Origin of the sequence: Bacillus sp. 95MFCvi2.1 (genome assembly GCF_000374965.1) — a bacterium.
Taxonomy (GTDB): domain Bacteria; phylum Bacillota; class Bacilli; order Bacillales; family Bacillaceae_G; genus Bacillus_A; species Bacillus_A pseudomycoides.
On record NZ_KB895694.1, the window covers coordinates 221,313 to 242,797 of the forward strand.

Below are 21,485 nucleotides of genomic sequence, written 5' to 3' on the forward strand. Positions count from 1 at the left end.
AGATGCCATGATAAATCCCCTTTGCTTAAACAAAGGGGATTTATTTTAGGTTAAAGGTGAAATCACATCACCTATTGGTACCGCATTTCCATTTTTCACACGAATACCACCTTCTGGCATAGCGTGCCCATCAATATCCCGAAAATATAACGGTAAGCCTTCCGAAAGAAACATGCTCGTCTTGGATGGATCTTGCCGTTGATGATGAATATGTAAATGTGGCTCACTGGAATTTCCTGAGTTTCCAACTTTCGCAACCACTGTTCCTTCGTTTATGTGTTGTCCTTCTTTCACAAGTACCGATCCTCTCTTCAAATGAGCAAGGATAAGGTATGTTCCTGTTTCATCTAAGCGAAAATATATGTGATTACCAGCCATAGAATCAAAATCATCAGTTCCTGGTTTCAAATCAGGTTCATCAGTATTAATCGATATAACTGTTCCAGAAGCCGGAGCTACTACCTCTGCCCCATATATACCGTAATCTTCTAATTTTGAGCTTTTTATTCCCGCTGGTGGAACGAGAAAATCATATGCCCAACGTTGATTTGGTGCCCAGGCGTGATAATTCGTTTCAAGTCGATTTCCTCCCCATCCTACTAATGCAGTTTGATTCATTGGAAGACGAATCGTTGCTTTTGGAGTTGCAGAATGAACATCTGCCGGATAAGCAATTTGTCCTATTCCAACAAACCATCCTGCTGGCCAAGCTCCAGCTACAGATAGAATCAAAATAAAAATAATTGTTTTATCTATACGTCTTCTAGAAAACAAAATCCAAATAATTGTAGTCATTGTGATGATAAAAATTACGATAGAAAAGAAACTAAAAGCTTGTATTCCCCACCAAGCAAAGATAGATACAATGCCCCTAGCTACATAAATTAAGCTCCAACCTATCAACAAAATTGCAACAAAAATAGTAAGTATAATTTTCTTCCACATATTATATCCTCCGTTTCCATATCTTCATTCGCTATGATACAGAACAGACTTTACGACATATGAAAGAAATACTTACGACTTTCTTACGATTTCCTTTTATATCTTGGTAAAATGATAGTAAATGTTGTCTCTTCTTTATTACTATCCACTGTTAGATCACCTTCATGGATGTGAGCAATACTTTTAGCGATAGCAAGCCCCATTCCTTTTCCACCAGTATGAGCATTCCTTGACTTTTCTCCACGATAAAATTTTTCAAATACATACGGAATGTCTTCGTCTGAAATGCGTGGTCCATAATTCTTTATTTTTATTTGGGCATTCACGTTTTCAACTAACACTTCAATAACGATTTTCTTTCCAGACTTCCCATATAAAATACTATTACTGATTACATTTTGCATTAGCCTTATGATTAATTTTATATCTACTTCAATTTGTACAGTTTGTTTACACTCAATGTCAAAATGCATCTTTTCCTCATCTAATTGCGGTACAAAATCAATCATAATTTGTTCTATTAATGGTTTAGCCTCTATTATTTCTTTATGTAACTGACGTTCCTTATAGTTTATATGACAATATTCTAGTAAATCATCTATTTGATTTTTTAACTCATCACTTTTTCGCTTTAATACCGCTACATACTGATCACATTCCTCTATATTGGAATAAAGCTTACTTTCCACTAAATCAACATAACCTATTAAAGATGTTACAGGTGTTCGTAAGTCATGAGAGATGTTATGAATCATTTCATTTTTCATTTCTTGTGATTGTTTTTCTTTTTCAATCGACTCCTTTAAACTTTTTACCATCCCATTAATATCGGTCGCTAACTTTCCAATCTCATCACTTTTCAAAACGGGTATACGTACTTCCAAATTACCTTTACTTATCTGTTTCACACCCTGATTGATTTGCTCCAATCTTTTCATCATATTCTTTGATAATAGTAGAAAAAAGAGCGAAGTTAAAATGAGAAAAATAACAAAGTAAATAAAAGAATATTCTTCTTCTAATCTCATAACATCCTCATGCATACTTCCAGCCAAACTTTGAAATACTATAATGCAAATAGTAGAGAATAAAATGCTACTTATAAAAACAAGAAAAAATTTCATCCTAATCCCTTGCAATAATTTAGTCTTCAATTTTATAACCGACTCCCCAAACATTTTGTATAACTGTTGGCTTCTTTGGATTTTCTTCTATCTTATTTCTTAACCTTGCAAGATGAACCATGACAGTATTATTGCTTTCATGAGCTCTTTCTCTCCAAATACTTTCATATATTTCTTCTAATGTGAATACCCGGTTTCTATTTTTAGCCATAAGATGTAATATATCGTATTCCGTTTTTGTAAGATTAATAGCTTTCTCGTACAACATCACTTTTCTAGATAATTCATCTATCTCCAAACCTCTGATTTTAATTTTGTTTTTATGCACTTCGCTTGGCACTTGATTGAAATATGTATATCTTCTTAATTGTGCCTTCACCCGTGCTACGAGCTCCATCATACTAAATGGTTTCGTTATATAATCATCTGCGCCTGTGCTTAGTCCAATAACCTTATCTATATCTGTCGCTTTTGCACTTAAGAACATAACAGGAATAGTATGCCGTTCTCTTATTCTTCGGCATACCTCAATTCCATCCATGGCAGGCATCATAATATCAAGAATAGTCAGCTGAATGTCATTCGAATCTAAAATATCTAATGCCTCTATCCCATTATAAGCTCTAAAAACTTTAAAACCGTCTTGTTTCAAGTGCACTTCAATTAATTGAACAATATCTGCGTCATCATCTACGATTAATATAGATTGTTGTTTCATAACCCATCCTCTTCCATAATCATTTGAAATATATTCCATAAGATTATATTAACATGTAGCAAAAGAGAATTATCATTTCTTTTTAGTCAGTTTCTAAAGTTCTCATTATAATTATTTCACGATCAATATTTTAAAAGTTTGTTTTTTTCTGATTTTAATATAGAATAATAAATAAATTTTATACAAAAAGGAGTGAAAAAATGTTTCCGATATTAGAAACAGAACGACTCATTTTGAGAGAACTTACAGAATCTGATGCACAAAGTATATTAAATTGCTTTTCTAATACAGATGTATTACGTTACTATGGTCAAAATCCATTAAAAAGTATAGATCAGGTAAAACAAATCATTAGAAATTTTGCAGAAAGTTACAATGAAAAACATGGTATAAAATGGGGAATTGAACGAAAGGGGACGAAAGGCATTATTGGAACAATCGGTTTTCACGATTGGTCTTCTGAACATAAAAGAGCAAATATAAGTTATGCACTTTTCCCTGAGCAATGGGGAAATGGCTATGCTACTGAAGCAGTTTCTCAAGTTATATCATATGGTTTCCATACACTTCATTTAACACGTATTGGAGCGATTGTTTTTCTTGAAAATGAATCATCCAATAAATTGTTAACAAAACTAGGGTTTAAAAAAGAAGGAGTTCTACAAAATTATATGTATCAAAATGGAATTCCATATGATACAAACGTTTATTCTTTACTAAAATCTGTTTAATAAAAAGAATAACACAATCCCTTTACTTTAACTAAAATATAATTTTCAAACTTAAATACAACATTTCCCTTGAAAAAGCTTTTTCTAAATTTGTTTTAAAATGATTCAAAAACCAATTAAAAAAGAGCTAATATTTCTGTATCAAGCAATTAGCTCTTTTCCACCTCAGTATTTTTATTTTTCAGCTATAAAAGCATGTTTATACGTGTATACACCGCCAAATTGATGCTTCTCAATGCCCTTTATACGCTCCTTCTGTATATATGCTGAACCAGTATGATAAAGAGGAGCAACTGCCGCATCTTCCAATACTATTCGTTCTGCCTCTTGTAAGGCTTTCCATCTTTTTTGTTGATCTAGTACAATATCATATTTTGCTTTCTTTATAAGATCATCATAATTAGAATTTGAGTAATCCATCTTATTATTAGGGCTATTTGTCGTAAATAATTCTAAATAATTTATCGGATCTTTGTAATCTGGTCCCCATACTACCATAGATATATCATATTGCCCTGTTTGTTCTAGTTGTAATTTTTGCTTAAATGGTTGCTGTTTAATCTGCACTGTTAAACCTTGTAAATGCTTTTCTAAATCTCCTTTTATATATTCAGCTATACGTTTTGCATTATCTTGCTCAAATGTCAAGAACTCCACTGTAACATTTTCCGTGCCAAGCTCTTTTTTCGCGTCTTCCCAAAGTTCTTTTGCTTTTTCTAAATCGTAATCAGCAATATTCCCATTTTCCTTTCGAAAATCTTTCCCGGTTACTTCATTCTTATACCCTGTTGGAATCAAGCCATGCGCAGGAGATGCACCGTTGTTTATAAAGTGATTTATAAGCTCTTCTTTATTTACTGCTAAAGAAATTGATTGCCGAAGTTTTTTATTTGCTAGTGAAGTATTCCCTTCATTAAAGCGAAGCATAGCTATAGCAGGATCACTTGACACATGTAGCTCCTTATTGTTTTTATATTGGTCTACAAATGTAGAATTAATAGGTACTCGATCAAGACTACCAGATTCATATAAATTTACAGCTGTCATTGTATCTTTTATAATATGAAAGTTTATTTCATCTAGCTTCACTTTCCGCTTATCCCAATATGTATCATTTTTCTTCAATTGAAATTCTTGTTCATGCTTCCATTTTTCTAACACAAACGCTCCATTATATATAAGATTATCTGGTTCTAATCCATAACGATCTCCTTGTTCTTTCACAAATGATTCATGCTGTGGTAAATAAATAGGCAACGCTAATAATTGCAATAAATAAGGGACAGGCTGCTCTAACTGTACTTCTAGCGTATAATTATCTAATGCCTTTACTCCTAGTCGATCAGTAGCCAATGTACCTTTATTAATTTCTTGTGCGTTTTTTATATAAAATAGCATGTATGCATATTGAGATGCTGTTTCAGGACTCAATGTCCGTTTCCACGAAAAAGTAAAATCATGTGCTGTTACCGATTCCCCATTTGACCATTTTGCATCTTTACGCAAATGGAATGTATATCTTTTCCCATCCTCACTTTTCTCAAATGACTTCGCCACACCAGGTACGGGCTTGTCTTGATTATCTAGCACATACAACCCTTCAAATATATTTTGCATCACATGTGATGATGTACCATCCATCACTTTCGCTGTATCAAGAGAAGGAATTTCTTCTGATACTGTTACATTTAACACTTGTTTTTGATCCTCTTTATTAACTTTATTCGCTGTACTACTACAAGCCGATAAAATCAAAGATGTGACAAGTGTAATTACTAGTAAGCGGCTCTTTTTCTGCTTCATGAATTTTTCTCCTTAAATTCAAATAATATTATAAAACGTTATACATTATAACAGAAGGACCAGTATAAAGTCGTGATATTCTATTGAATATTTATTCGTTTCACATAAAATTCACAAAAAAAACGCTTCCCTCTTGTATTTTATTAAAAAGGGAAGCGTTCGTTATCAATTCCTCTATTTCAACTACATCCCCAATCCTCGTTTATAACGACTTGCCTCAAAAATAATTTGCTCTTCATCTAATGTTTTACATTCACCATTCCACACAATATGTTTCCCATTAATTACAACATCAGATACATCTTTTCCACTTGCTGCATACACAAGGTGTGACAACACTTCTTCTGCTGGCTGTAGATGCGGCTTATTGGATGGATCAATTGTAATAAAGTCAGCACACTTTCCTACTTCAATGGAACCTGTTTGTTTCATCCCAATGACTTCTGCCGCTCCTTTTGTTGCGAGTGAAAGAGCTGTTTCAACTGGTAATGCAGTCGCATCTTTATGAATACCCTTTTGCAATAAAGTTGCAACTCGAAGCTCCTCAAACATATCTAAATTATTGTTAGATGCAACGCTATCTGTTGCAATACCAACTTTTATTCCCGCTTCTAACATTCCCTTAACATTCGCTATACCAGACCCTAATTTTAAATTGCTATTTGGATTGTGTGCTACACGAACGTCATGTTCCGCTAAGAATGCGCGCTCATCTTCATTTAACACAACGCCATGTGCAATAACTGTCGGTCTCTTAAATAAACCACAGCTCGCTGCATATTCTACAGGACGTTTGCCATATCGCGCTTCAATATCGCGTACTTCACGCTCTGTTTCTGAAAGATGGATGTGAACCATCGTATGGTTTTCCACCGCGATTCTCGCACACTCTTCTAACATTTCGGTAGAGCATGCATATGGACTATGAGGAGCAACCATCGTTGTTAACATTCCGTTTTCACTGTAATATCGTTTTACATATTTTTCAGCATCTTGAATTGCTTTCTTTTCATCCTCTTTCGTTCCAAAACTAAATAAAGTTCTTGAAACCGCTGCTCGCATTCCACTATTACGAACCGTTTCCATAATCGCATCCTGATCTACACCAATTGGATTAAACATATCAGAAAATGTTGTTGTACCGCTTTTTACCATTTCTAATAAACCAAGTTCTGTACTAGCAACAGCAAGCTCTGGCGTAAATTGACTTTCAAGAGGCCAAATTCTTGTTTCAAGCCACGGCTGTAATAACATATCATCACCAATGCCACGTAAAAGACTCATCACAACATGTGTATGCGTATTCACAAGACCTGGAAATAGCCACTTTCCCTTCAAATCTATCACTTGATCCACTTGATTTCGATTAGAAAATTCTCCATTTTGTACTTCTATAATCTTATCATCTTCTACAATGATATATCCGTTTTCAAACAATTCATTCTGTTCATTTAGCGTTGCAATCGTAGCGCTTACATAAGCTGTTTTCAAAAGTATTTCCCCTCTCGACTCTATAAAGTATGTTTCCCTTTAAAAAGTTACCACCATTATAGTAACTCATTGGACATTAAGAGTCAAAAGATATTTCACTTCAAACAAATTCTATTGCATAAAGATATGCATTTTCTGTTTTAAAGCATAATATTGCCTATCATTTGTGTCTGCAAATGCTTCTTCTCTATTAGAAGGAATATCCATATAAGCTATCTCTTCAAAAAATTGTGTTGCGGTAAAATCATATCGCTTTCCATTTATAGCATTGTAAAAGTGCCAATCTTCGCCAACTTGCGTCTTTTTTATTTCCCCTCCAAACAAATCATGTATAACAAGTGCTGTTACACCACATTGCCCTTTTGCCGGATTTTCTATCGTCCACTTTGAACTTGTTTCAAGTGACCAAGATTTCATTAAAATCTTGTAGATTTGTGCGATTTCAAAACCATCCATTTCAGCATCTCCCATGTATACTCATTTTTATACATCATATTGCAAAAGTGGCAGAACACGATCTTTAAAAACTGTTGAAGGTGTCTCTCCAATCAATTTTGCACCCATTTTCATGTAGTAGCCTTTCGCATTTGGATCACTATCAATTGTAAAACTCTTAATTCCTAATTCAACTGCTTTTTCTACGACACTTTGCCATAGAATGTTACCATAACCCTTTCCCTTATAATTTGGATGTAAATATAAAAAATCGAGAACATCTTCTTCTTTTCGTTGAAATGAAAAAAAACCAATTTTCACTCCTTTATTTTCTAAAATATATACGTAATGATTTTTAATATACTCTTCCGTAATCGTTAAATCTTCCTTACATGCTAGTATAAATTCTTCGCTGTAATCCCAAGTTGCCTTTGATGCTAGTGCTATATGACTCAGTTCATTTGCCTCGTTTAATAATGCTTTCCTCACTACCATTTTCCCCTCTCCCTTTCCTTTAAATTACAAAAAGAACCCTTACTGATACTTTATCATAGTAAGAGTTCTCTCATCATTTTAATCTACCTTCGCTCCATAACACCTCGCCACAGCAACCGCCTGCGTTATATCCAATCTTACATTCTGTAAATCAAATGCTCTAAAGTCAATTCTATCCACTACAGCTCCTCTTAAATCTGCACCTATAAGCTTCGCTTTTCCTAATTGTGCACCTGTTAAATCAACATCACGTAAATCAGCTTTTTCTAAATTACATTCACAAAGATCCGCTTCAACTAAGCGAATACCCTTTAATTTTTGTTTACTTAAATTCGCAAATCTTAAATTTGTATATGACCAATCGCCAAATACAATCGTTATTCCATCTAAATTCGCCTCTTCAAAATCAGAACCCGTCATTTTACATTCCTCAAACTTAGAAACAAATAAATTTGCTCCAGAAAATTTACAATTTGCAAACGTACTTCCCTGGTGAATTGAAGCATTAAAAAGAGCGCCTGTGAAGTCACATTCTATGAAATTACAATTTTCCGTTACAATTTCTGATGCATCTACACCTCTAAAACGACACTTTATAAATGTACAATTTTTTAATTCCTCTTCTTTTATAGCAACATCACGAAAATCTATTTCTATATACTCGTTATTTACAAATTCACTCATGCTTTCCCTCCAAATTCCCAAAAAGAAACCTCACTACAACAAAAGTGAGGTTTCTTTTTATATAATATGTTCATCTAACCAAGAAATCAAATCTTGAAATACTTCATCCCTATTTACTTCATGGAACATTTCGTGCCTTCCATTTTCATATAGGCGAAGTGTTACATCTTTCACACCGCAATTTTTATACATATCGTATACTTCTTTTACGCCTTTCCCCATATCTCCCACTGGATCACGATCTCCGGAAAAAATATGTATAGGAAGGTCTTTCGGCGTTTTTTTATATTCTTCTGGTCTATTCACTTCCAGCATACCACTAAATAATTCACGGTAAAAACTCGTTGAACAAATAAAACCACATAACGGATCTTCTATGTATCTATCAACTTGATTTGTATCTGAAGAAAGCCAATCAAACTTTGTCCGATTCGGTTTAAAATTGGAATTAAAGTTTCCAAATGACAAAAAGTTCAACATTGGACTTTTCGTTTTTGTGCCGCGAAGCTTCATTTCAATCGTTGCCACTTTATAACCTAGTACACCTAAAAATCCAGGGTTTCCACCTGTCCCAGAAATAAGGAATCCATCATATAGGTCACCACGAAGTTGTACAGCACGTCTAGATAAGAAAGAACCCATACTGTGACCTAATAAAAAGAGCGGACAAGTATGTTCATTACGAATAAGTTCCGATACAAAGATTATGTCAGAAACAGCTTGATCCCAGCCAACATTCGGTTCGAAATGGCCATAATCCTCTTCTTGTTTTGCTGTTTTTCCATGTCCCCGGTGATCATGAGCATATACACCATAACCAGCCTTCAATAAGGCATCAATGTATTCTATATAGACACCAGCATGCTCCGTCATACCATGTGCAATCTGTACAATTCCACGAATTTCACTTTCCGTCAGCCACTTACGCAAATAAATTTCCGATCCATCCAATACCGTAATAAAGCTTTCCTGTATGTCCATTTTGAAGGCCCCCAAATCTATATAATCTATTAACAATAGCAATCTATATATCTAAAAAATGAATCACTATTCATTCTTCTTACTATGTATTATATGCAATTGTTTGTATTATGACAAACACTGCACTTTCTAAGCAAAGACTCAAACCATTATCTTGACGAACAACAAATTAAATATTATAGTTACTTACATAAAGTAATTAATATATTTTAGGAGGTTTCACTTATGATGCCATCATTATTTTTAGCGCACGGCTCACCAATGCTTGCTATTCAAGATACAGATTATACACGTTTTCTAAAAACACTTGGAGAAACATATAAACCAAAAGCAATTGTTATTTTTACAGCACACTGGGAAACTGAAGTATTAACTATCTCATCTTCAGATAATGAATATGAAACAATTTATGATTTCGGCGGATTCCCTCCTGAATTATATGAAATAAAATATAAAGCAAAAGGTTCTTCAGCCATTGCAACAATGCTAGAAACAAAATTTAAGAATAACGGGATTCCCGTTCACAAAGATACAACTCGAGGATTAGATCATGGTTCATGGACACTATTACATCGTATGTATCCAAAAGCTGATATACCTGTCGTTCAAATTTCAGTAAATCCATTCCTTCCCGCAAAAGAGCAATATGAAATTGGACAAGCGATTCAAGGACTTCGTCAAGAGGATATTTTAGCAATCGGCAGCGGTGTTACTGTCCATAATTTACGTGCACTCAAATGGGATCAAGTGACTCCTGAACGATGGGCTGTTGAATTTGATGATTGGATTATAAATCATATGCAAAATAACGATAAAGATTCATTGTTTAACTGGGAAACTGCCGCTCCTCACGCCCGTTTAGCCGTTCCAAGAGCAGAGCACTTTGTCCCTCTTTTCATCGCTATGGGAAGTGGTAATGCTGAAGGGAAAGTCATTCATCGTAGCTATGAGCTTGGAACATTAAGTTACCTTTGCTTCCAGTTTTAACTGATTTCGAACAAAAAGGATGAAGCACGGTTCTTTTATTTAGTTTCAAGAAATTTGAATCAATCCTTGTCTTAACAAGAATAGACATATAATGTTACACATTATATAAGAATAAAAGAAGAGAATAGTGACAGACAGAATAATTCTGTATGTTCTATCCTTTTTTTGTACCACAAATGACCTCATTTACCACAACAACATTATTTTTTGTTGTTGAACTAACGCCCCCATTACTTTAAGTGAACCAATTCACAATTCTCTATCCAGTTAGTGTTCATAAATTCTGGCACCAGTTATTCATAAAAAGACATTAATAACTATTTACATCTAATTAGTGATGGTATACCACTCTACCCTAATCACCGAGTTTGATACTCTTGAGAAAGAGCTTGTATCTTAAGGATAAAGGGTTTGTCTTTATTTATTATTATGGACAACGGTTTAGAGAAATAAACATACTCGGTGATTAGGGGGTGGATAACTATTTAAAACATTTGAGAACTCGGTAATTGGGTAAATAAAAAATGCCTTATCATTCCCGCTGTAAGGAGGCATGAGGGATTAATGATTATTGAGTCTAAAATACAACAACTCTTTAAAGGGGTTCCATCGCTATCAAGTTAAGAAACACATTCTTCCCAAAAATGATAAAAATGAACTTCGGTGCTATAAAAAACAAAAAATTTCCGTTTGGGGGATACTTTAAGATCTTAGCTTGATGGCGATGTGGTGCTACTCCCTTATAAACAAAAGAAATCCCTCTAAACTAATTAGAAGGGTTTCTTTTGTGTTCAGCTTAGATACATTCTATGTAGAATCATTGAGATACACTAACTACAATTTATGTTATTTTTTAAATACTCCAAAGTAAACTTCCAAACATTAGTTTACATTCAAATCCTCATAAATATTAGGTTTATCCCAATCCCCCTAATATCCTCAAAATTAGGAAGAAAAGTATACATTTAAAATATGATAAAGTGAACCTTTAATCAGTGGGGGTTTTATTTATCCCCCACTGATTATTAGCCTTCACCAATCGGGCTTTTACGGACAGTTTACCTCCCACCTAACTCCTTTGTTTTTACAAATAATACTCAAACATTTTTGCAACCTTTTCTTTCATTTTTTCTTTTATAGATAATTGATTGACGTCAGAGGATGTTACTCGCTTTGAATTTTGTAAGTCTGCATGAATGACTGGCTTTATTTTAGAAATATAGACAGGGTCATGGATATAACAGTTCATTTCTTCATTTAAATGAAACGAGCGCGAATCAAAATTCACGGTCCCAACCATCAATACGTTTTCATCAATCAAGAATGCTTTACCGTGTAACACTCCCCTTTTATAACCATATACTTCCATCCCTTGTTTTAATGCTTTTCGGATATATGGGTACGCTGCTTCTTTAACTAACAGTGCATCCGAATGAGGTGAGAACAGAATTTTGACACGAACTCCCCTCTTCCTTGCATCTACTAATGCGTTCCAAATAGTTTTGTCTTTTGGTATAAAATAAGGTGTTACTATAATGATGGACTCTTTTGCTTGTTGAAACAGCCTTGCATAATCTTGCCCAAGTTTTTCTCCGCTGTAATATGCAGTAAATCGATGCGAGGTTGTTCCCTTTTCCTTTGTCGCACTGTGTATCGGAATCGGTTTCTCTGAGTTTTTCTTCCAGTCTAAAACAAATTGGTGTTCTAGATCTTGAACTCCTTCTCCTCGTATTTGAAAGTGATAATCTCTCCAGTGACCGAGTTTTGCTTTTTCTCCTAAATACTTCTTGCCAATATTAAATCCGCCAATGTATCCAATCCTTCCATCAATAACTGAAATACGACGATGATTTCGATGATCCAAAGAAGCAGAAAGATAAGGAAAAGCAGGCTTATTGTAATACGTAAAATGCACTCCTTTTTTAACTAATAATTCTCTTTCCTTTTTCTTTAGTAAAATTCCTCCTAGCCTATCCACTGCATAGTATACTTCTACACCTTCCTGACTTTTTTGCCTCAACAAATCTAGAAACTGATGACTTACTTTATCATCAGCAATAGAGAAGAAGCTAATATGCACGTAATGTTTTGCTTTCTTTATATCTGAGAATAATTGATTGTTTAACTGTTTCCCATCTGTATACATAGTAATATCACTTTGACGAATAGGGTACTGGCTAGGCTTTTGGGCAAATCTCCCACTTTTTTTAGCTACTGTTCTGTCAATTTCATCCCAAACAAACAAAATAAAACATACGCCGATAAATACAAAGAGGAGCAATCGGAAAATTTTACCTATCTTTTTCAGCATATCTAATCTCCTTTATATATCGTTGTTTTTTCTGTTAGTTTTTGTTATCGGGACAAAATTATTCCATAGCCATCCATGAAGCTAGTCTTTACCATAGAACATGTAAGTAAATTACGTTCTTACATGGTAGATTTTCTTATGAATTTTCTATTCAAGTCAAGTTAACATAACCCCACTTATCGGTAGTATCCGAAAAAGCCAACCTCTTATCTTTTTCGGATAAGGAATCCCGCCACATCACTATCAAGCTAACAAAACTAAATTTCCTTAAAATGAAAAAAAACGCTATTCTTTCTGTAGAACCATGGGAAAGGATGGCGTGTTTAGCATGAACTTATCGACTTTTGATAAACTAGAATTGTTTTCTAAAGAGTTACAACGATATATGTCACCTGATGCTTTAGAACAATTAGCTAGAGAGAGAGGGGTTATATCTGTAAAACCTTATGATGAACGCGCGGAAGCTGATTTATATTTTGAAATGTATTTGAAAGAACGCGGCTTATTTATCGGCGATGAAGAACACGAAATTGATAAGGTTGTGATTCGAAAGAAAGTTGAAATGTTATAGAAAAAAGCAGGATAGCAATGTATCCTGCTTTTTTCATTTGAAAGTCTTATTCTCTAATATAACAACGTAATCGTTTGTCAGTCTACCAGCTTCTTTTGTATAATCCACCAGTCTTTGTACATTGTCACAACAAATCTTTGCTCCCCATACAAGTAATGGAACACCAATAAAATCAATATGTAATCTTCTAGAGAATAAACCACCAAACGTCATAGGAAGTGGAACGGTTGGTGACGTATTTGAAAAAATGATTTTTTCGTTGTTTTGATATTGATGTTGAAGAATTTCGCCTAGATTTTTCATAGATGGTACCACAACTTTAGATGCCCCGCACCCTACTGTATAAACAGGATTGCCTCCCTCATCTCGGCCATGAAAAATAATTTTTCCCATATCAGAAGTTTTAAGTTTATTAAAATAGTCCACATTTAAAATTTCTTCTCTCGTTAAATTCCAATCAATTGGTAGTTTGTTTAAATGATACGCTGCAGCTAGTGAGGTTGTATGCGTTCCGCCATAATCAGTGTAAATAAAAATCATGTTCTCATTCCTTTGTCATTTACGTTCAATATTGATTAGTATCACCATTTCATCATTTACTAATCAAGGACTGATATATTTGGTTCTGGTACAAAGATAAAATAAAAGGGAATATAGCACATATATTTCTAACGGGATTGTATTTTATGCTGTCAGCCTAAATAATTGATGGATGAATTCTTTTTGATTTTGGACAGACTGATTCTTTAAATTAATCTGTCTCTTTTTCATCATATGCATGACTCCCACACCACTCAATATAGCGGTTGCTGTTTAAAATGATTTGAATCCCATCATAGAGCGTACGCGTTTCTTAATAAAACGATGATCTTGTTCCACAATGTTATTTAGATATTTTATCTGCCTGATTTGGATGCCTAGTGGCATCTTTTTTTCTTTCTTCATTTTTTCTATGGCGATTGGATAATCTGGATTTTTATCAACTGTAATCACACGGGGGAGAGGGACATGAAAAGACCGCAAAGCTTTCTTGAAGAATCGCTTTGCAGCCCTATGATTTCTATACATTTAATCACTTTTATATTTCAATTTATTTCTTAAGGAACTTTTTAAGGCAGTAAAAAATATCCTTTTTATTTTTCACTATATAATACCTAAACTTCTCATCTTCAATGTTTTTATAAACAGAAAAAAGGGTAGATGATGAGCGATTATACTGGTTTAATTAGCAAGGATGTAACCAAATTCAAATAGATTCTGTTCCCAAAACTCACTTGTCATGACTTTTTTGTTTTGTTTATTCTTTTTCTTTTTCTGGTTCTGTTGCAAAGTTTTTAAAAGTAGGCTAAACCTTTGCAAAATAGAGTAAGGAGAATCATAGATGGGATATTTTAAAGGAATGATAAGTGCCAAATGAATGATACATTCCGAAGTATATAATGAGAAAGGGATTATAGCTTTTCTTTTCTTAAGACTGCACATATTGTTTAATTTGATCAACACATAAATTTCTCAGCTCTGTACTGGAGTACGCCTTGTAATTTTTATACCAGTCTACTGTATGGTCTAAAGTCTGTTGAAGGGACCATTTTGGTTCCCAATTGAGCTTGAATTTTGCTTTGCTTATATCTAGGTTCAGGAATGTTGCCTCATGAAATTCTTCTGGATTTACATTTGAAGATATCCAATTCCCACATCCCCAGGACTTTATCATACCGGTAACAAGCTCTTTTACTGAGACAATATTATTTAGTTTTGGACCAAAATTCCATGCACCAGAAAAAAGGACCCCATCAGTTAAAATTTTTTCTGCTAGAAGTAAATATCCACTTAAGGGTTCAAGTACATGTTGCCAAGGTCTTACTGCATTAGTATTTCTAATGAAAATTACTTGGTTTGATTCCAGTGCTCGTATACAATCAGGAATAATCCTGCCTATTGACCAATCTCCTCCGCCAATTACATTGCCAGCACGAACACTTGCGATTATTTTTTTATGGTGCTCATATTTTTTTTCTGGAAAATAAGAGTTGCGGTAGGAGGAAATTAATAGTTCGCAGCATCCTTTGCTAGAACTATAAAGGTCATGTCCACCCATTGGGTCATTTTCACGGTATCCCCAAACCCATTCATTGTTCTCATAACACTTGTCACTTGTAACTATAATTCCTATTTTAGTGGATTCATGTAAACGAATTGCTTCTAATATATTCATTGTTCCCATAACATTTATATCATACGTATCTTTAGGGTGCTCATAAGAATATTTAACAAGTGGTTGTGCGGCTAAATGAAATACAATTTCAGGTTTATATTCTTTGAAAAGCTTATTTAATTTATTATAGTCTCTAATATCCCCACGAACATCAATTATGTCGTTTTGAAGGTTTGTTAAATTAAAGTTATCTTTTTTATTTTTAGGATCTAAAGAATATCCAATTACAGTCGCGCCTAATTCTTTTAACCATATGGATAACCAAGAGCCTTTAAAACCAGTGTGTCCTGTGATTAAAATCTTTTTTCCATGAAATACATTCTTAAAGCTATTATTGAACAATTGATTCACACCTTAGAAATAGATTTTCATACATTCGGATATAGATGTGCATTATGTTTATACCAATTAACAGTTTTAATAATACCTTCTTCAATACTTATGCGTGGTTCCCAAGAGAGCATACTTTTAATTTTATTAATATTTGGTTTAGAAATCCTTCTTTCATTCGTTCTATAGGATAACGCACCATAATTGGGTCTTTTATTAGTCTGCAAGTGTTTAAAGAGTAATTCCACATAATATTTTAAAGGGTGAGTTTCACCGCTTCCAATATTAAAAATCTCATTTTGTATAGAATTATTTTCAATTGTTAGCATACAAGCATCTATAATATTATCTACATAGCAGTAATCTCTTAATTGATTACATAACGTTAAGTTTACATTTCTATTCTGTAATACCTGTAAAATAATATAGCAAAAAATTTTATGTGGTTCTTCACCTTCTCCGAATACTCCAAAGGGTCTTAAGGTTATAAGATCGATATTGTTTTCAGCCGCGACTTGATGAGCAATTATAGTGGCTGCAGCTTTACTACTTCCATAAATATCTACTGGTGTTAATTCCATATCTTCCTTAATAGATTCTGTTTTATTTCCATACTCAGAACTGCTTCCAATATTAATAATCTTTTTGCAATCTATAGACTTTGTTGCCTGAATAATATTAATTGTACCTAAAACATTCGTTTCAATAGCATTCATGTAATCTTTATGAGCTGAATTTACTCCGTATGCAGCAAAGTGAAAAATATAATCAGGACGGATTTGTTTTATAATATTTTGAACTTGTATCTTATTGCGTATATCTACTTCATAAAGTTTGATACTTTTTAATAGGTCTTTAATACGCCAAGGATTTGATGACTTTCTGGCTAAAATAACGATTTTTGCTTGTAATTTCAATAATCTTCTTACTAAATGAGAACCAATAAAACCGTATCCGCCAGTGATAAGAAACGTTTTATTTTTAAAATGGTCAATTATATTCATATAATTTCATTTGTCTCCTTACAAATTTTTGAGTAAAAGGAATAAATAATTTTACTTAAGAAGTTCGTGTGAATTAGGGAATAATACTAGTTATATAAAAGAGAGAATGGATTTCATCTAAAAAATGAGGGAGGATATTGGAAATAGTTTTTTACAGAGGACTCATCTAAGTTTCCAACAAATAAAGGGGTAAGAGAAAAGATATTATTAAGTACGCGACAAGTATTTTGTATTTTTTCGATATAAGGAATATATATATATTCTAAAATTGACGGATCTATTTCTACATGTTCTTGTTTCCATAAATCAAATTCATTTTCATTAATAATTTGCATACTCCCAAAGTGAAAAGCGATTAATTCATCTTGATCTATAAAAATCCTGTTTTCTGTGTTGGTTATAGAAGAATGATTGGTTAAAATTAGATTCCAAGGTGCAGCGTTAATACCCTTTTGAGTCATGATTTTAATGTTAGAAAATAAATCGGGAATGTGATTTAAATATTTTTGATCTCCCCATCTATTCATCTCAACATCATATACATCCAAACAATATTCCAGGCACTTATCTTTCCACCATGTTAAAATATCTTTACTGTTTTGATTATTTTTAAATCCTATTAGGCCGGCCTGATACATGCCATGTGCATTTTCCAGTTCAGTAGTGCCTCTCTGTGGACAAAGAAATACAGAATACTTCCACCATTCATCTAAAATTATATTAGGCTTTGTAAAGAAAAACATATCTGCGTCACAGTATATAATGTGATCAACTTCAGAATAATATTTAAGAATATGAAGGCATAGAGGGGCTTTTAATGTCCAGCAGTATTCCTGCAAACTTCTTTCATTCTTTATACTTAAGAGTTCTTGATTTTCTATGTCTTTCACATGAATCAGTATTGCATGCTCCAATTTTAAGTTTGTTAGAATTTGATAAGTAAAATTATCCATACAACAGATCCACACAATAAAATTTGTGCCATGGCTTTCTAGGGAATAATAGCAAGTCAGACCTTGAATTAAACGTTTTTGACTTATAATCATTGAATAATTCATAAAATGATTTGATAGATTCATTTTTCTTCTTAACTGTGAATCTTTATATAAAGTTTGCGCCTCATTTATGTCTTTAACACTTAACAGGCGCTGTGTTTTTTCACCTAATTTTTCTGTCAATTTTGTGAGGATAAACTGAATTTCTTCTAGATAGGGCGTATAGATAAGGTGTAATATATTATTCGGTATTGAAATTTTACCTAAAGACCAAAGGTCAAAATCCTGTTCATTGAAAACGGTAATGCATGCAAAATGATATACAATTAGTTTATCTGTTTCAATGTATACCTCGTTTTGATTTTTATCAATTATATAATTGTTATTATAAATACAATTCCAAGGTGCGGCATTTATACCTAGATCGCTTGAGATTTTTACTTTTGGAAAGTAAATAGGAATTAAATCTAAATATTTTTGGTCACCAAATCTTCCTTTATCAGGATTAGCACTACACCAATCTAAGCATTTATCTTTCCACCATCGTACGCTTTTTAATCCGTAGAAATCGTTTTTAAACCCAATTAACCCAGCCTGATATTTCCCATATTTTTCTTCTACCCAGTCACGGTCTCTCTGTGGACAAAGATAAATAGAATTGTCACCCCATTCTTCAAATATCGTGTTAGGATCAGAGAAGAAATATAAATCACTATCACAATAAAGAACAGATGGCAAATTATAATTTACCAATAAATATTCAATAAGTACGGACTTTAAAGTCCAACAATATTCACTGACTGTCCTATTTCTTTTAATATCTTTCAAATTTGGATCTTCTATATCATCTACCTGCAAAAGATTTACATTATTCAAGTTCATTTCTTTCAATGTTGAATAAGCAAACACATCTATACAACAAATCCATAATGTAAACGTTTGTGAATTTTGCATTAGAGATTGGTGCAAAGCAATTATTTTCAAGACGTATTCTGTTCCAACTATGGCACAAAAATGATTTTCAGAGTGAGGCTGTTTATTATAAGGTAGAGGATAGATTTGTTTGCTTGTAGTTTTTTTAGAGTGGTCAATAGCTGAAGCATCTGAAGATAACGGAAAATCCTTTTCTATTTTAAAGGGAGTATAGCGGTGCGGCCAACCTTTCTTTCTATTGTTAAAACGCAATGTTTATTCACTCCTTTCAACTATTTTTGTTAGGGTTCCAGCTTTCATTTGCATCTTTAAGATCTTTAGGTGTGTCTACACTAATCCAATAATCATTGTGCTCATAAACTGCAAGTTCCTTGTTTTTTATTAAATTTAGTAGAGGTTCTTCTTCAAGCATACAATCATTATCATTCAAATAATCGAATATTCCTTTATTAAATACAAAAAACCCTCCATTTATTACAGCATTAAGTAAGGGTTTTTCCTTAAAATCCACAGCAATCCCGTTTTCAATCTGTAAAAGACCATATTGACTACTTTTTTTTATACCGGTTAATGTTGCGATTTTTCCTTTGTCTTTATGAAATTTTATAAGTTCGTTAATATTTATCTTTGCTAATCCGTCACCATAAGTTAATAAAAACATTTCATCCTGTATATGCTTTTCAAGTTTTTTTAATCTGGTTCCGGTCATTGTTTCAATCCCTGTATCTATAAATTTTATATTCCACTGTTCTGGTTCTTCAAGCAACTGGTAATGATTATTCTTTAAATCTAAATTAAAATCATGTTCTTTCCATATATAGTCCATGAAATATTCTTTGATTTTTTCACCTCCATACCCTAATGGTAGGACGAATTCATGATGTCCAAACTTGCTATACCAATTCATTATATGCCAAATGAGAGGTTTTCCTTGAACATGAACTAATGGTTTGGGTATATTCCCCAGAATACCTTGCATCCTCAATCCTTTTCCACCACATAAAATTATGACTTTCATAGTCTTCTCTCCATCCCCTTCAGTTATTTAGCTAATTTAAATTATGCTATCACTATATAAATGGTATACACACTTGTACCATTAATTTTACAGAAGATATTTTCCATAAAAATACTGGTTAAAATACAAAATAAAGCCTACTCAAATGTATGAGTAGGCTTATTGCCTTAACATTACTTCAAGGTTACAAATGGATTTCAAAATCTAATAAGCATAGACATATCACTAAGCTAAACATACAAAAACCGGATAGGGATCCATTTATTTCATCATTATGAAACAAACTTAGTCCATTCTTTTAGTGCACTCATAGAATAAAGGGATATAAATCTTATTAAAAAGGGTTGGATTTCGATGTCTTTCGAACGCAGAAGACGTGGAAGATTTGATAGACGAGAAAGAGAGTTTTTCGGTGAAAGAGAATGTTTTGAGGAAAAGAATTGCTTTGTTGAGCGCAAAAGACGCTCAAGATTAGATCCCATACGAGAGGGAGATAAGATTCAAGTGTTCTCTGGTAGCAATCGAATCGATGGAACAGGAGTTTTTATTAAAGTTGAAGACAGATTTCTTGTTTGGGTTGATGAATGTGCGAATATTAATGTTACAAGCCTAGATGTTATTAGTGTTTGTAGAGAACATTCTTGTAATGCTTGAAGCATAACATTGCCATAAATCTTTTATTACCCCATAATCTTGCCTCAGGGACAAAGATAGTAGCAATCCATCTCAAACTTTTAAAATCAACACTTCAAATCCAAAAAAACAAATTGGGGTTCAGCCCATGCCCATCAAGCTAGTATTTTGAAGTGTCCCCAAAACGACAATTTTATTATTTTACAGTTATTTATGAGAATTTAGCTTAATTTTTTCGTTTTGAGGAACAACCAATTTCTTAACTTGATGGGCATACGGCAGAACCCCAGATATATAAATCTAACTATGATAAGACCTCTGCAAAAAATCTGAAGATTACTGCGTTTTATTGATTATACTGAGGCTCATCTTGTTGAACCTCCTGAACACGTGGTTCTAAAGAATCAATAATTATCTGCGCTTGCTGAGCTGCATTTTGATACAGTTGTTTTGCTTGCTGATTGTCAGTATCAAGAACAAATCCTTCTAAACATGCTTGAGCACTTTTTAATCCAGAAATAGTTTGCTTAAGCTTAGTAATTACTGTCATAATTAAATTCCTCCTTATAATTATGAATTCACTATTTAGAATAGCTATTTTCTACTGAAAATATGATTTCTAAATCTTGGTTATCTTTATAAAAGGGGTAGTGCCACATCGCTATCAACTTAAGAAAAGTAAACACCGCCAAAACAAAAAAATGAGCTGATTTCTCAAAATAACTAACTGTAGAGAAAGAAAATTTTCATTTAGGGGGTACTTCAAAACCTTAGCTTGATGGCGATGGGGTCTCGCCAACAAAACGCGAATTTTGTACGCTAAGCAAATTTTCATTCAAAAAAGTCGAATTCCCTGAAGTGCACCCCGATTGTTAGACACAGTCTAACAATCGGAGGTGCACTTTTTTATGGCTAAATTTTCTTCAAAAGAAAAAATACGAGCGATAAGACGATATTTAGAGGGGACTGAAGGTGGAAAAACAATTGCTAAATCTATTGATGTTCACCCCAGTATGCTCTATCAGTGGATTAAACAATATGAATCCTTAGGTGAAAATGCTTTTGAAAAACGCTATACATC

At 33.3% G+C, this 21,485-nt stretch carries 21 protein-coding genes and 2 pseudogenes; 5 read left to right on the forward strand and 18 right to left on the reverse strand.

What is annotated here, in order from left to right; translation table 11 throughout:
* Window positions 1-45: 45 nt before the first annotated feature.
* From C568_RS0110055 to C568_RS0110065, 3 genes are all read right to left on the reverse strand, one after another.
* Window positions 46-945, reverse strand: a complete 900-nt coding sequence (locus C568_RS0110055) for a M23 family metallopeptidase (protein ID WP_018781413.1) — start codon at window positions 943-945, stop codon at window positions 46-48.
* A gap of 83 nt (window positions 946-1,028) precedes the next feature.
* On the reverse strand, window positions 1,029-2,123 hold the full coding sequence (locus C568_RS0110060; protein WP_179862713.1) for a sensor histidine kinase: 1,095 nt from the start codon (window positions 2,121-2,123) through the stop codon (window positions 1,029-1,031).
* The gene (locus C568_RS0110065; protein ID WP_018781415.1) at window positions 2,089-2,787 is read right to left on the reverse strand and encodes a response regulator transcription factor; all 699 of its coding nucleotides are present in this window, start codon (window positions 2,785-2,787) and stop codon (window positions 2,089-2,091) included. The genes C568_RS0110060 and C568_RS0110065 overlap by 35 nt, the downstream gene beginning before the upstream one ends.
* Window positions 2,788-2,987: 200 nt before the next feature.
* Here C568_RS0110065 and C568_RS0110070 point away from each other — a divergent pair, with 200 nt between their 5' ends.
* Entirely contained in the window at window positions 2,988-3,518 is a 531-nt protein-coding gene (locus C568_RS0110070; protein WP_018781416.1) for a GNAT family N-acetyltransferase, read from the forward strand.
* Window positions 3,519-3,692: 174 nt separating this feature from the next.
* Here the strand turns inward: C568_RS0110070 and C568_RS0110075 are convergent, their stop codons facing one another.
* From C568_RS0110075 to C568_RS0110100, 6 genes are all read right to left on the reverse strand, one after another.
* The gene (locus C568_RS0110075; protein WP_018781417.1) at window positions 3,693-5,321 is read right to left on the reverse strand and encodes a peptide ABC transporter substrate-binding protein; all 1,629 of its coding nucleotides are present in this window, start codon (window positions 5,319-5,321) and stop codon (window positions 3,693-3,695) included.
* Window positions 5,322-5,504: 183 nt separating this feature from the next.
* Window positions 5,505-6,812: a bifunctional S-methyl-5'-thioadenosine deaminase/S-adenosylhomocysteine deaminase gene (locus C568_RS0110080; protein ID WP_006094495.1), complete on the reverse strand. Its 1,308-nt coding sequence runs from the start codon at window positions 6,810-6,812 to the stop codon at window positions 5,505-5,507.
* Window positions 6,813-6,923: 111 nt separating this feature from the next.
* Complete coding sequence (locus C568_RS0110085; protein ID WP_018781418.1) at window positions 6,924-7,268, reverse strand: YunG family protein; 345 nt, start codon at window positions 7,266-7,268, stop codon at window positions 6,924-6,926.
* A gap of 27 nt (window positions 7,269-7,295) precedes the next feature.
* Window positions 7,296-7,742 carry a GNAT family N-acetyltransferase gene (locus tag C568_RS0110090; protein WP_006094493.1) on the reverse strand — a complete coding sequence of 149 codons (447 nt, stop codon included), beginning with the start codon at window positions 7,740-7,742 and terminating at the stop codon, window positions 7,296-7,298.
* A 78-nt stretch (window positions 7,743-7,820) separates the two neighbouring features.
* Window positions 7,821-8,426 carry a pentapeptide repeat-containing protein gene (locus tag C568_RS0110095; RefSeq protein ID WP_018781419.1) on the reverse strand — a complete coding sequence of 202 codons (606 nt, stop codon included), beginning with the start codon at window positions 8,424-8,426 and terminating at the stop codon, window positions 7,821-7,823.
* A gap of 57 nt (window positions 8,427-8,483) precedes the next feature.
* Window positions 8,484-9,407: an alpha/beta hydrolase gene (locus tag C568_RS0110100; RefSeq protein WP_018781420.1), complete on the reverse strand. Its 924-nt coding sequence runs from the start codon at window positions 9,405-9,407 to the stop codon at window positions 8,484-8,486.
* A gap of 225 nt (window positions 9,408-9,632) precedes the next feature.
* Here C568_RS0110100 and C568_RS0110105 point away from each other — a divergent pair, with 225 nt between their 5' ends.
* A complete protein-coding gene (locus C568_RS0110105) occupies window positions 9,633-10,394 on the forward strand; it encodes a DODA-type extradiol aromatic ring-opening family dioxygenase (RefSeq protein WP_018781421.1) in 762 nt (253 codons plus the stop codon).
* A 1,084-nt stretch (window positions 10,395-11,478) separates the two neighbouring features.
* On the opposite strand, the gene C568_RS0110110 is transcribed toward C568_RS0110105, so the two are convergent.
* Window positions 11,479-12,705, reverse strand: coding sequence for a phospholipase D-like domain-containing protein (locus C568_RS0110110; protein WP_018781422.1), 1,227 nt, complete (start codon window positions 12,703-12,705; stop codon window positions 11,479-11,481).
* Between the two features lie 304 nt (window positions 12,706-13,009).
* On the opposite strand from C568_RS0110110, the gene C568_RS0110115 reads away from it, so the two are divergent.
* Window positions 13,010-13,276: a hypothetical protein gene (locus C568_RS0110115; RefSeq protein ID WP_231398698.1), complete on the forward strand. Its 267-nt coding sequence runs from the start codon at window positions 13,010-13,012 to the stop codon at window positions 13,274-13,276.
* Window positions 13,277-13,309: 33 nt separating this feature from the next.
* Here C568_RS0110115 and C568_RS0110120 read toward each other — a convergent pair whose 3' ends face one another.
* From C568_RS0110120 to C568_RS0110145, 7 genes and pseudogenes are all read right to left on the reverse strand, one after another.
* A complete protein-coding gene (locus C568_RS0110120) occupies window positions 13,310-13,816 on the reverse strand; it encodes a DUF3189 family protein (protein ID WP_018781424.1) in 507 nt (168 codons plus the stop codon).
* Window positions 13,817-13,960: 144 nt separating this feature from the next.
* A pseudogene (locus tag C568_RS32790) lies at window positions 13,961-14,338 on the reverse strand (DDE-type integrase/transposase/recombinase); the annotation flags it as partial.
* 28 nt (window positions 14,339-14,366) lie between these two features.
* Window positions 14,367-14,501 (reverse strand): annotated as a pseudogene (locus C568_RS36395) (sporulation protein YhbH); the annotation flags it as partial.
* A gap of 243 nt (window positions 14,502-14,744) precedes the next feature.
* Window positions 14,745-15,833 (reverse strand): CDP-glucose 4,6-dehydratase, encoded by a 1,089-nt coding sequence (rfbG, locus tag C568_RS0110130; RefSeq protein WP_018781426.1) that lies wholly within the window; start codon window positions 15,831-15,833, stop codon window positions 14,745-14,747.
* A gap of 26 nt (window positions 15,834-15,859) precedes the next feature.
* Complete coding sequence (locus tag C568_RS0110135; RefSeq protein ID WP_029427123.1) at window positions 15,860-16,819, reverse strand: NAD-dependent epimerase/dehydratase family protein; 960 nt, start codon at window positions 16,817-16,819, stop codon at window positions 15,860-15,862.
* A 119-nt stretch (window positions 16,820-16,938) separates the two neighbouring features.
* On the reverse strand, window positions 16,939-19,005 hold the full coding sequence (locus C568_RS0110140) for a hypothetical protein (RefSeq protein WP_018781428.1): 2,067 nt from the start codon (window positions 19,003-19,005) through the stop codon (window positions 16,939-16,941).
* Between the two features lie 16 nt (window positions 19,006-19,021).
* Entirely contained in the window at window positions 19,022-19,771 is a 750-nt protein-coding gene (locus C568_RS0110145; protein ID WP_018781429.1) for a sugar phosphate nucleotidyltransferase, read from the reverse strand.
* 354 nt (window positions 19,772-20,125) lie between these two features.
* Here C568_RS0110145 and C568_RS0110150 point away from each other — a divergent pair, with 354 nt between their 5' ends.
* A complete protein-coding gene (locus C568_RS0110150; RefSeq protein ID WP_018781430.1) occupies window positions 20,126-20,425 on the forward strand; it encodes a hypothetical protein in 300 nt (99 codons plus the stop codon).
* 325 nt (window positions 20,426-20,750) lie between these two features.
* On the opposite strand, the gene C568_RS0110155 is transcribed toward C568_RS0110150, so the two are convergent.
* Complete coding sequence (locus C568_RS0110155) at window positions 20,751-20,954, reverse strand: DUF1657 domain-containing protein (RefSeq protein WP_006094476.1); 204 nt, start codon at window positions 20,952-20,954, stop codon at window positions 20,751-20,753.
* 358 nt (window positions 20,955-21,312) lie between these two features.
* Between C568_RS0110155 and C568_RS30570 the strand changes: the two genes are divergently transcribed.
* Window positions 21,313-21,485, forward strand: a 173-nt coding sequence (locus C568_RS30570; protein WP_018781431.1) for a transposase, incomplete at its 3' end; no start/stop codon positions are given.

Excerpts from the sequence above, each read along its gene's own strand:
- C568_RS0110155 (WP_006094476.1), bottom strand. The coding sequence starts at position 20,954 with ATGACAGTAATTACTAAGCTTAAGCAAACTATTTCTGGATTAAAAAGT.
- C568_RS0110150 (WP_018781430.1), top strand. The coding sequence starts at position 20,126 with ATGTCTTTCGAACGCAGAAGACGTGGAAGATTTGATAGACGAGAAAGA.
- C568_RS0110110 (WP_018781422.1), bottom strand. The coding sequence starts at position 12,705 with ATGCTGAAAAAGATAGGTAAAATTTTCCGATTGCTCCTCTTTGTATTT.
- C568_RS0110100 (WP_018781420.1), bottom strand. The coding sequence starts at position 9,407 with ATGGACATACAGGAAAGCTTTATTACGGTATTGGATGGATCGGAAATT.
- C568_RS0110145 (WP_018781429.1), bottom strand. The coding sequence starts at position 19,771 with ATGAAAGTCATAATTTTATGTGGTGGAAAAGGATTGAGGATGCAAGGT.
- C568_RS0110115 (WP_231398698.1), top strand. The coding sequence starts at position 13,010 with ATGGGAAAGGATGGCGTGTTTAGCATGAACTTATCGACTTTTGATAAA.
- C568_RS0110060 (WP_179862713.1), bottom strand. The coding sequence starts at position 2,123 with ATGTTTGGGGAGTCGGTTATAAAATTGAAGACTAAATTATTGCAAGGG.
- C568_RS0110055 (WP_018781413.1), bottom strand. The coding sequence starts at position 945 with ATGTGGAAGAAAATTATACTTACTATTTTTGTTGCAATTTTGTTGATA.
- C568_RS0110070 (WP_018781416.1), top strand. The coding sequence starts at position 2,988 with ATGTTTCCGATATTAGAAACAGAACGACTCATTTTGAGAGAACTTACA.
- C568_RS0110095 (WP_018781419.1), bottom strand. The coding sequence starts at position 8,426 with ATGAGTGAATTTGTAAATAACGAGTATATAGAAATAGATTTTCGTGAT.
- C568_RS0110105 (WP_018781421.1), top strand. The coding sequence starts at position 9,633 with ATGATGCCATCATTATTTTTAGCGCACGGCTCACCAATGCTTGCTATT.
- C568_RS0110120 (WP_018781424.1), bottom strand. The coding sequence starts at position 13,816 with ATGATTTTTATTTACACTGATTATGGCGGAACGCATACAACCTCACTA.
- C568_RS0110065 (WP_018781415.1), bottom strand. The coding sequence starts at position 2,787 with ATGAAACAACAATCTATATTAATCGTAGATGATGACGCAGATATTGTT.
- C568_RS0110075 (WP_018781417.1), bottom strand. The coding sequence starts at position 5,321 with ATGAAGCAGAAAAAGAGCCGCTTACTAGTAATTACACTTGTCACATCT.
- C568_RS0110085 (WP_018781418.1), bottom strand. The coding sequence starts at position 7,268 with ATGGATGGTTTTGAAATCGCACAAATCTACAAGATTTTAATGAAATCT.
- C568_RS0110090 (WP_006094493.1), bottom strand. The coding sequence starts at position 7,742 with ATGGTAGTGAGGAAAGCATTATTAAACGAGGCAAATGAACTGAGTCAT.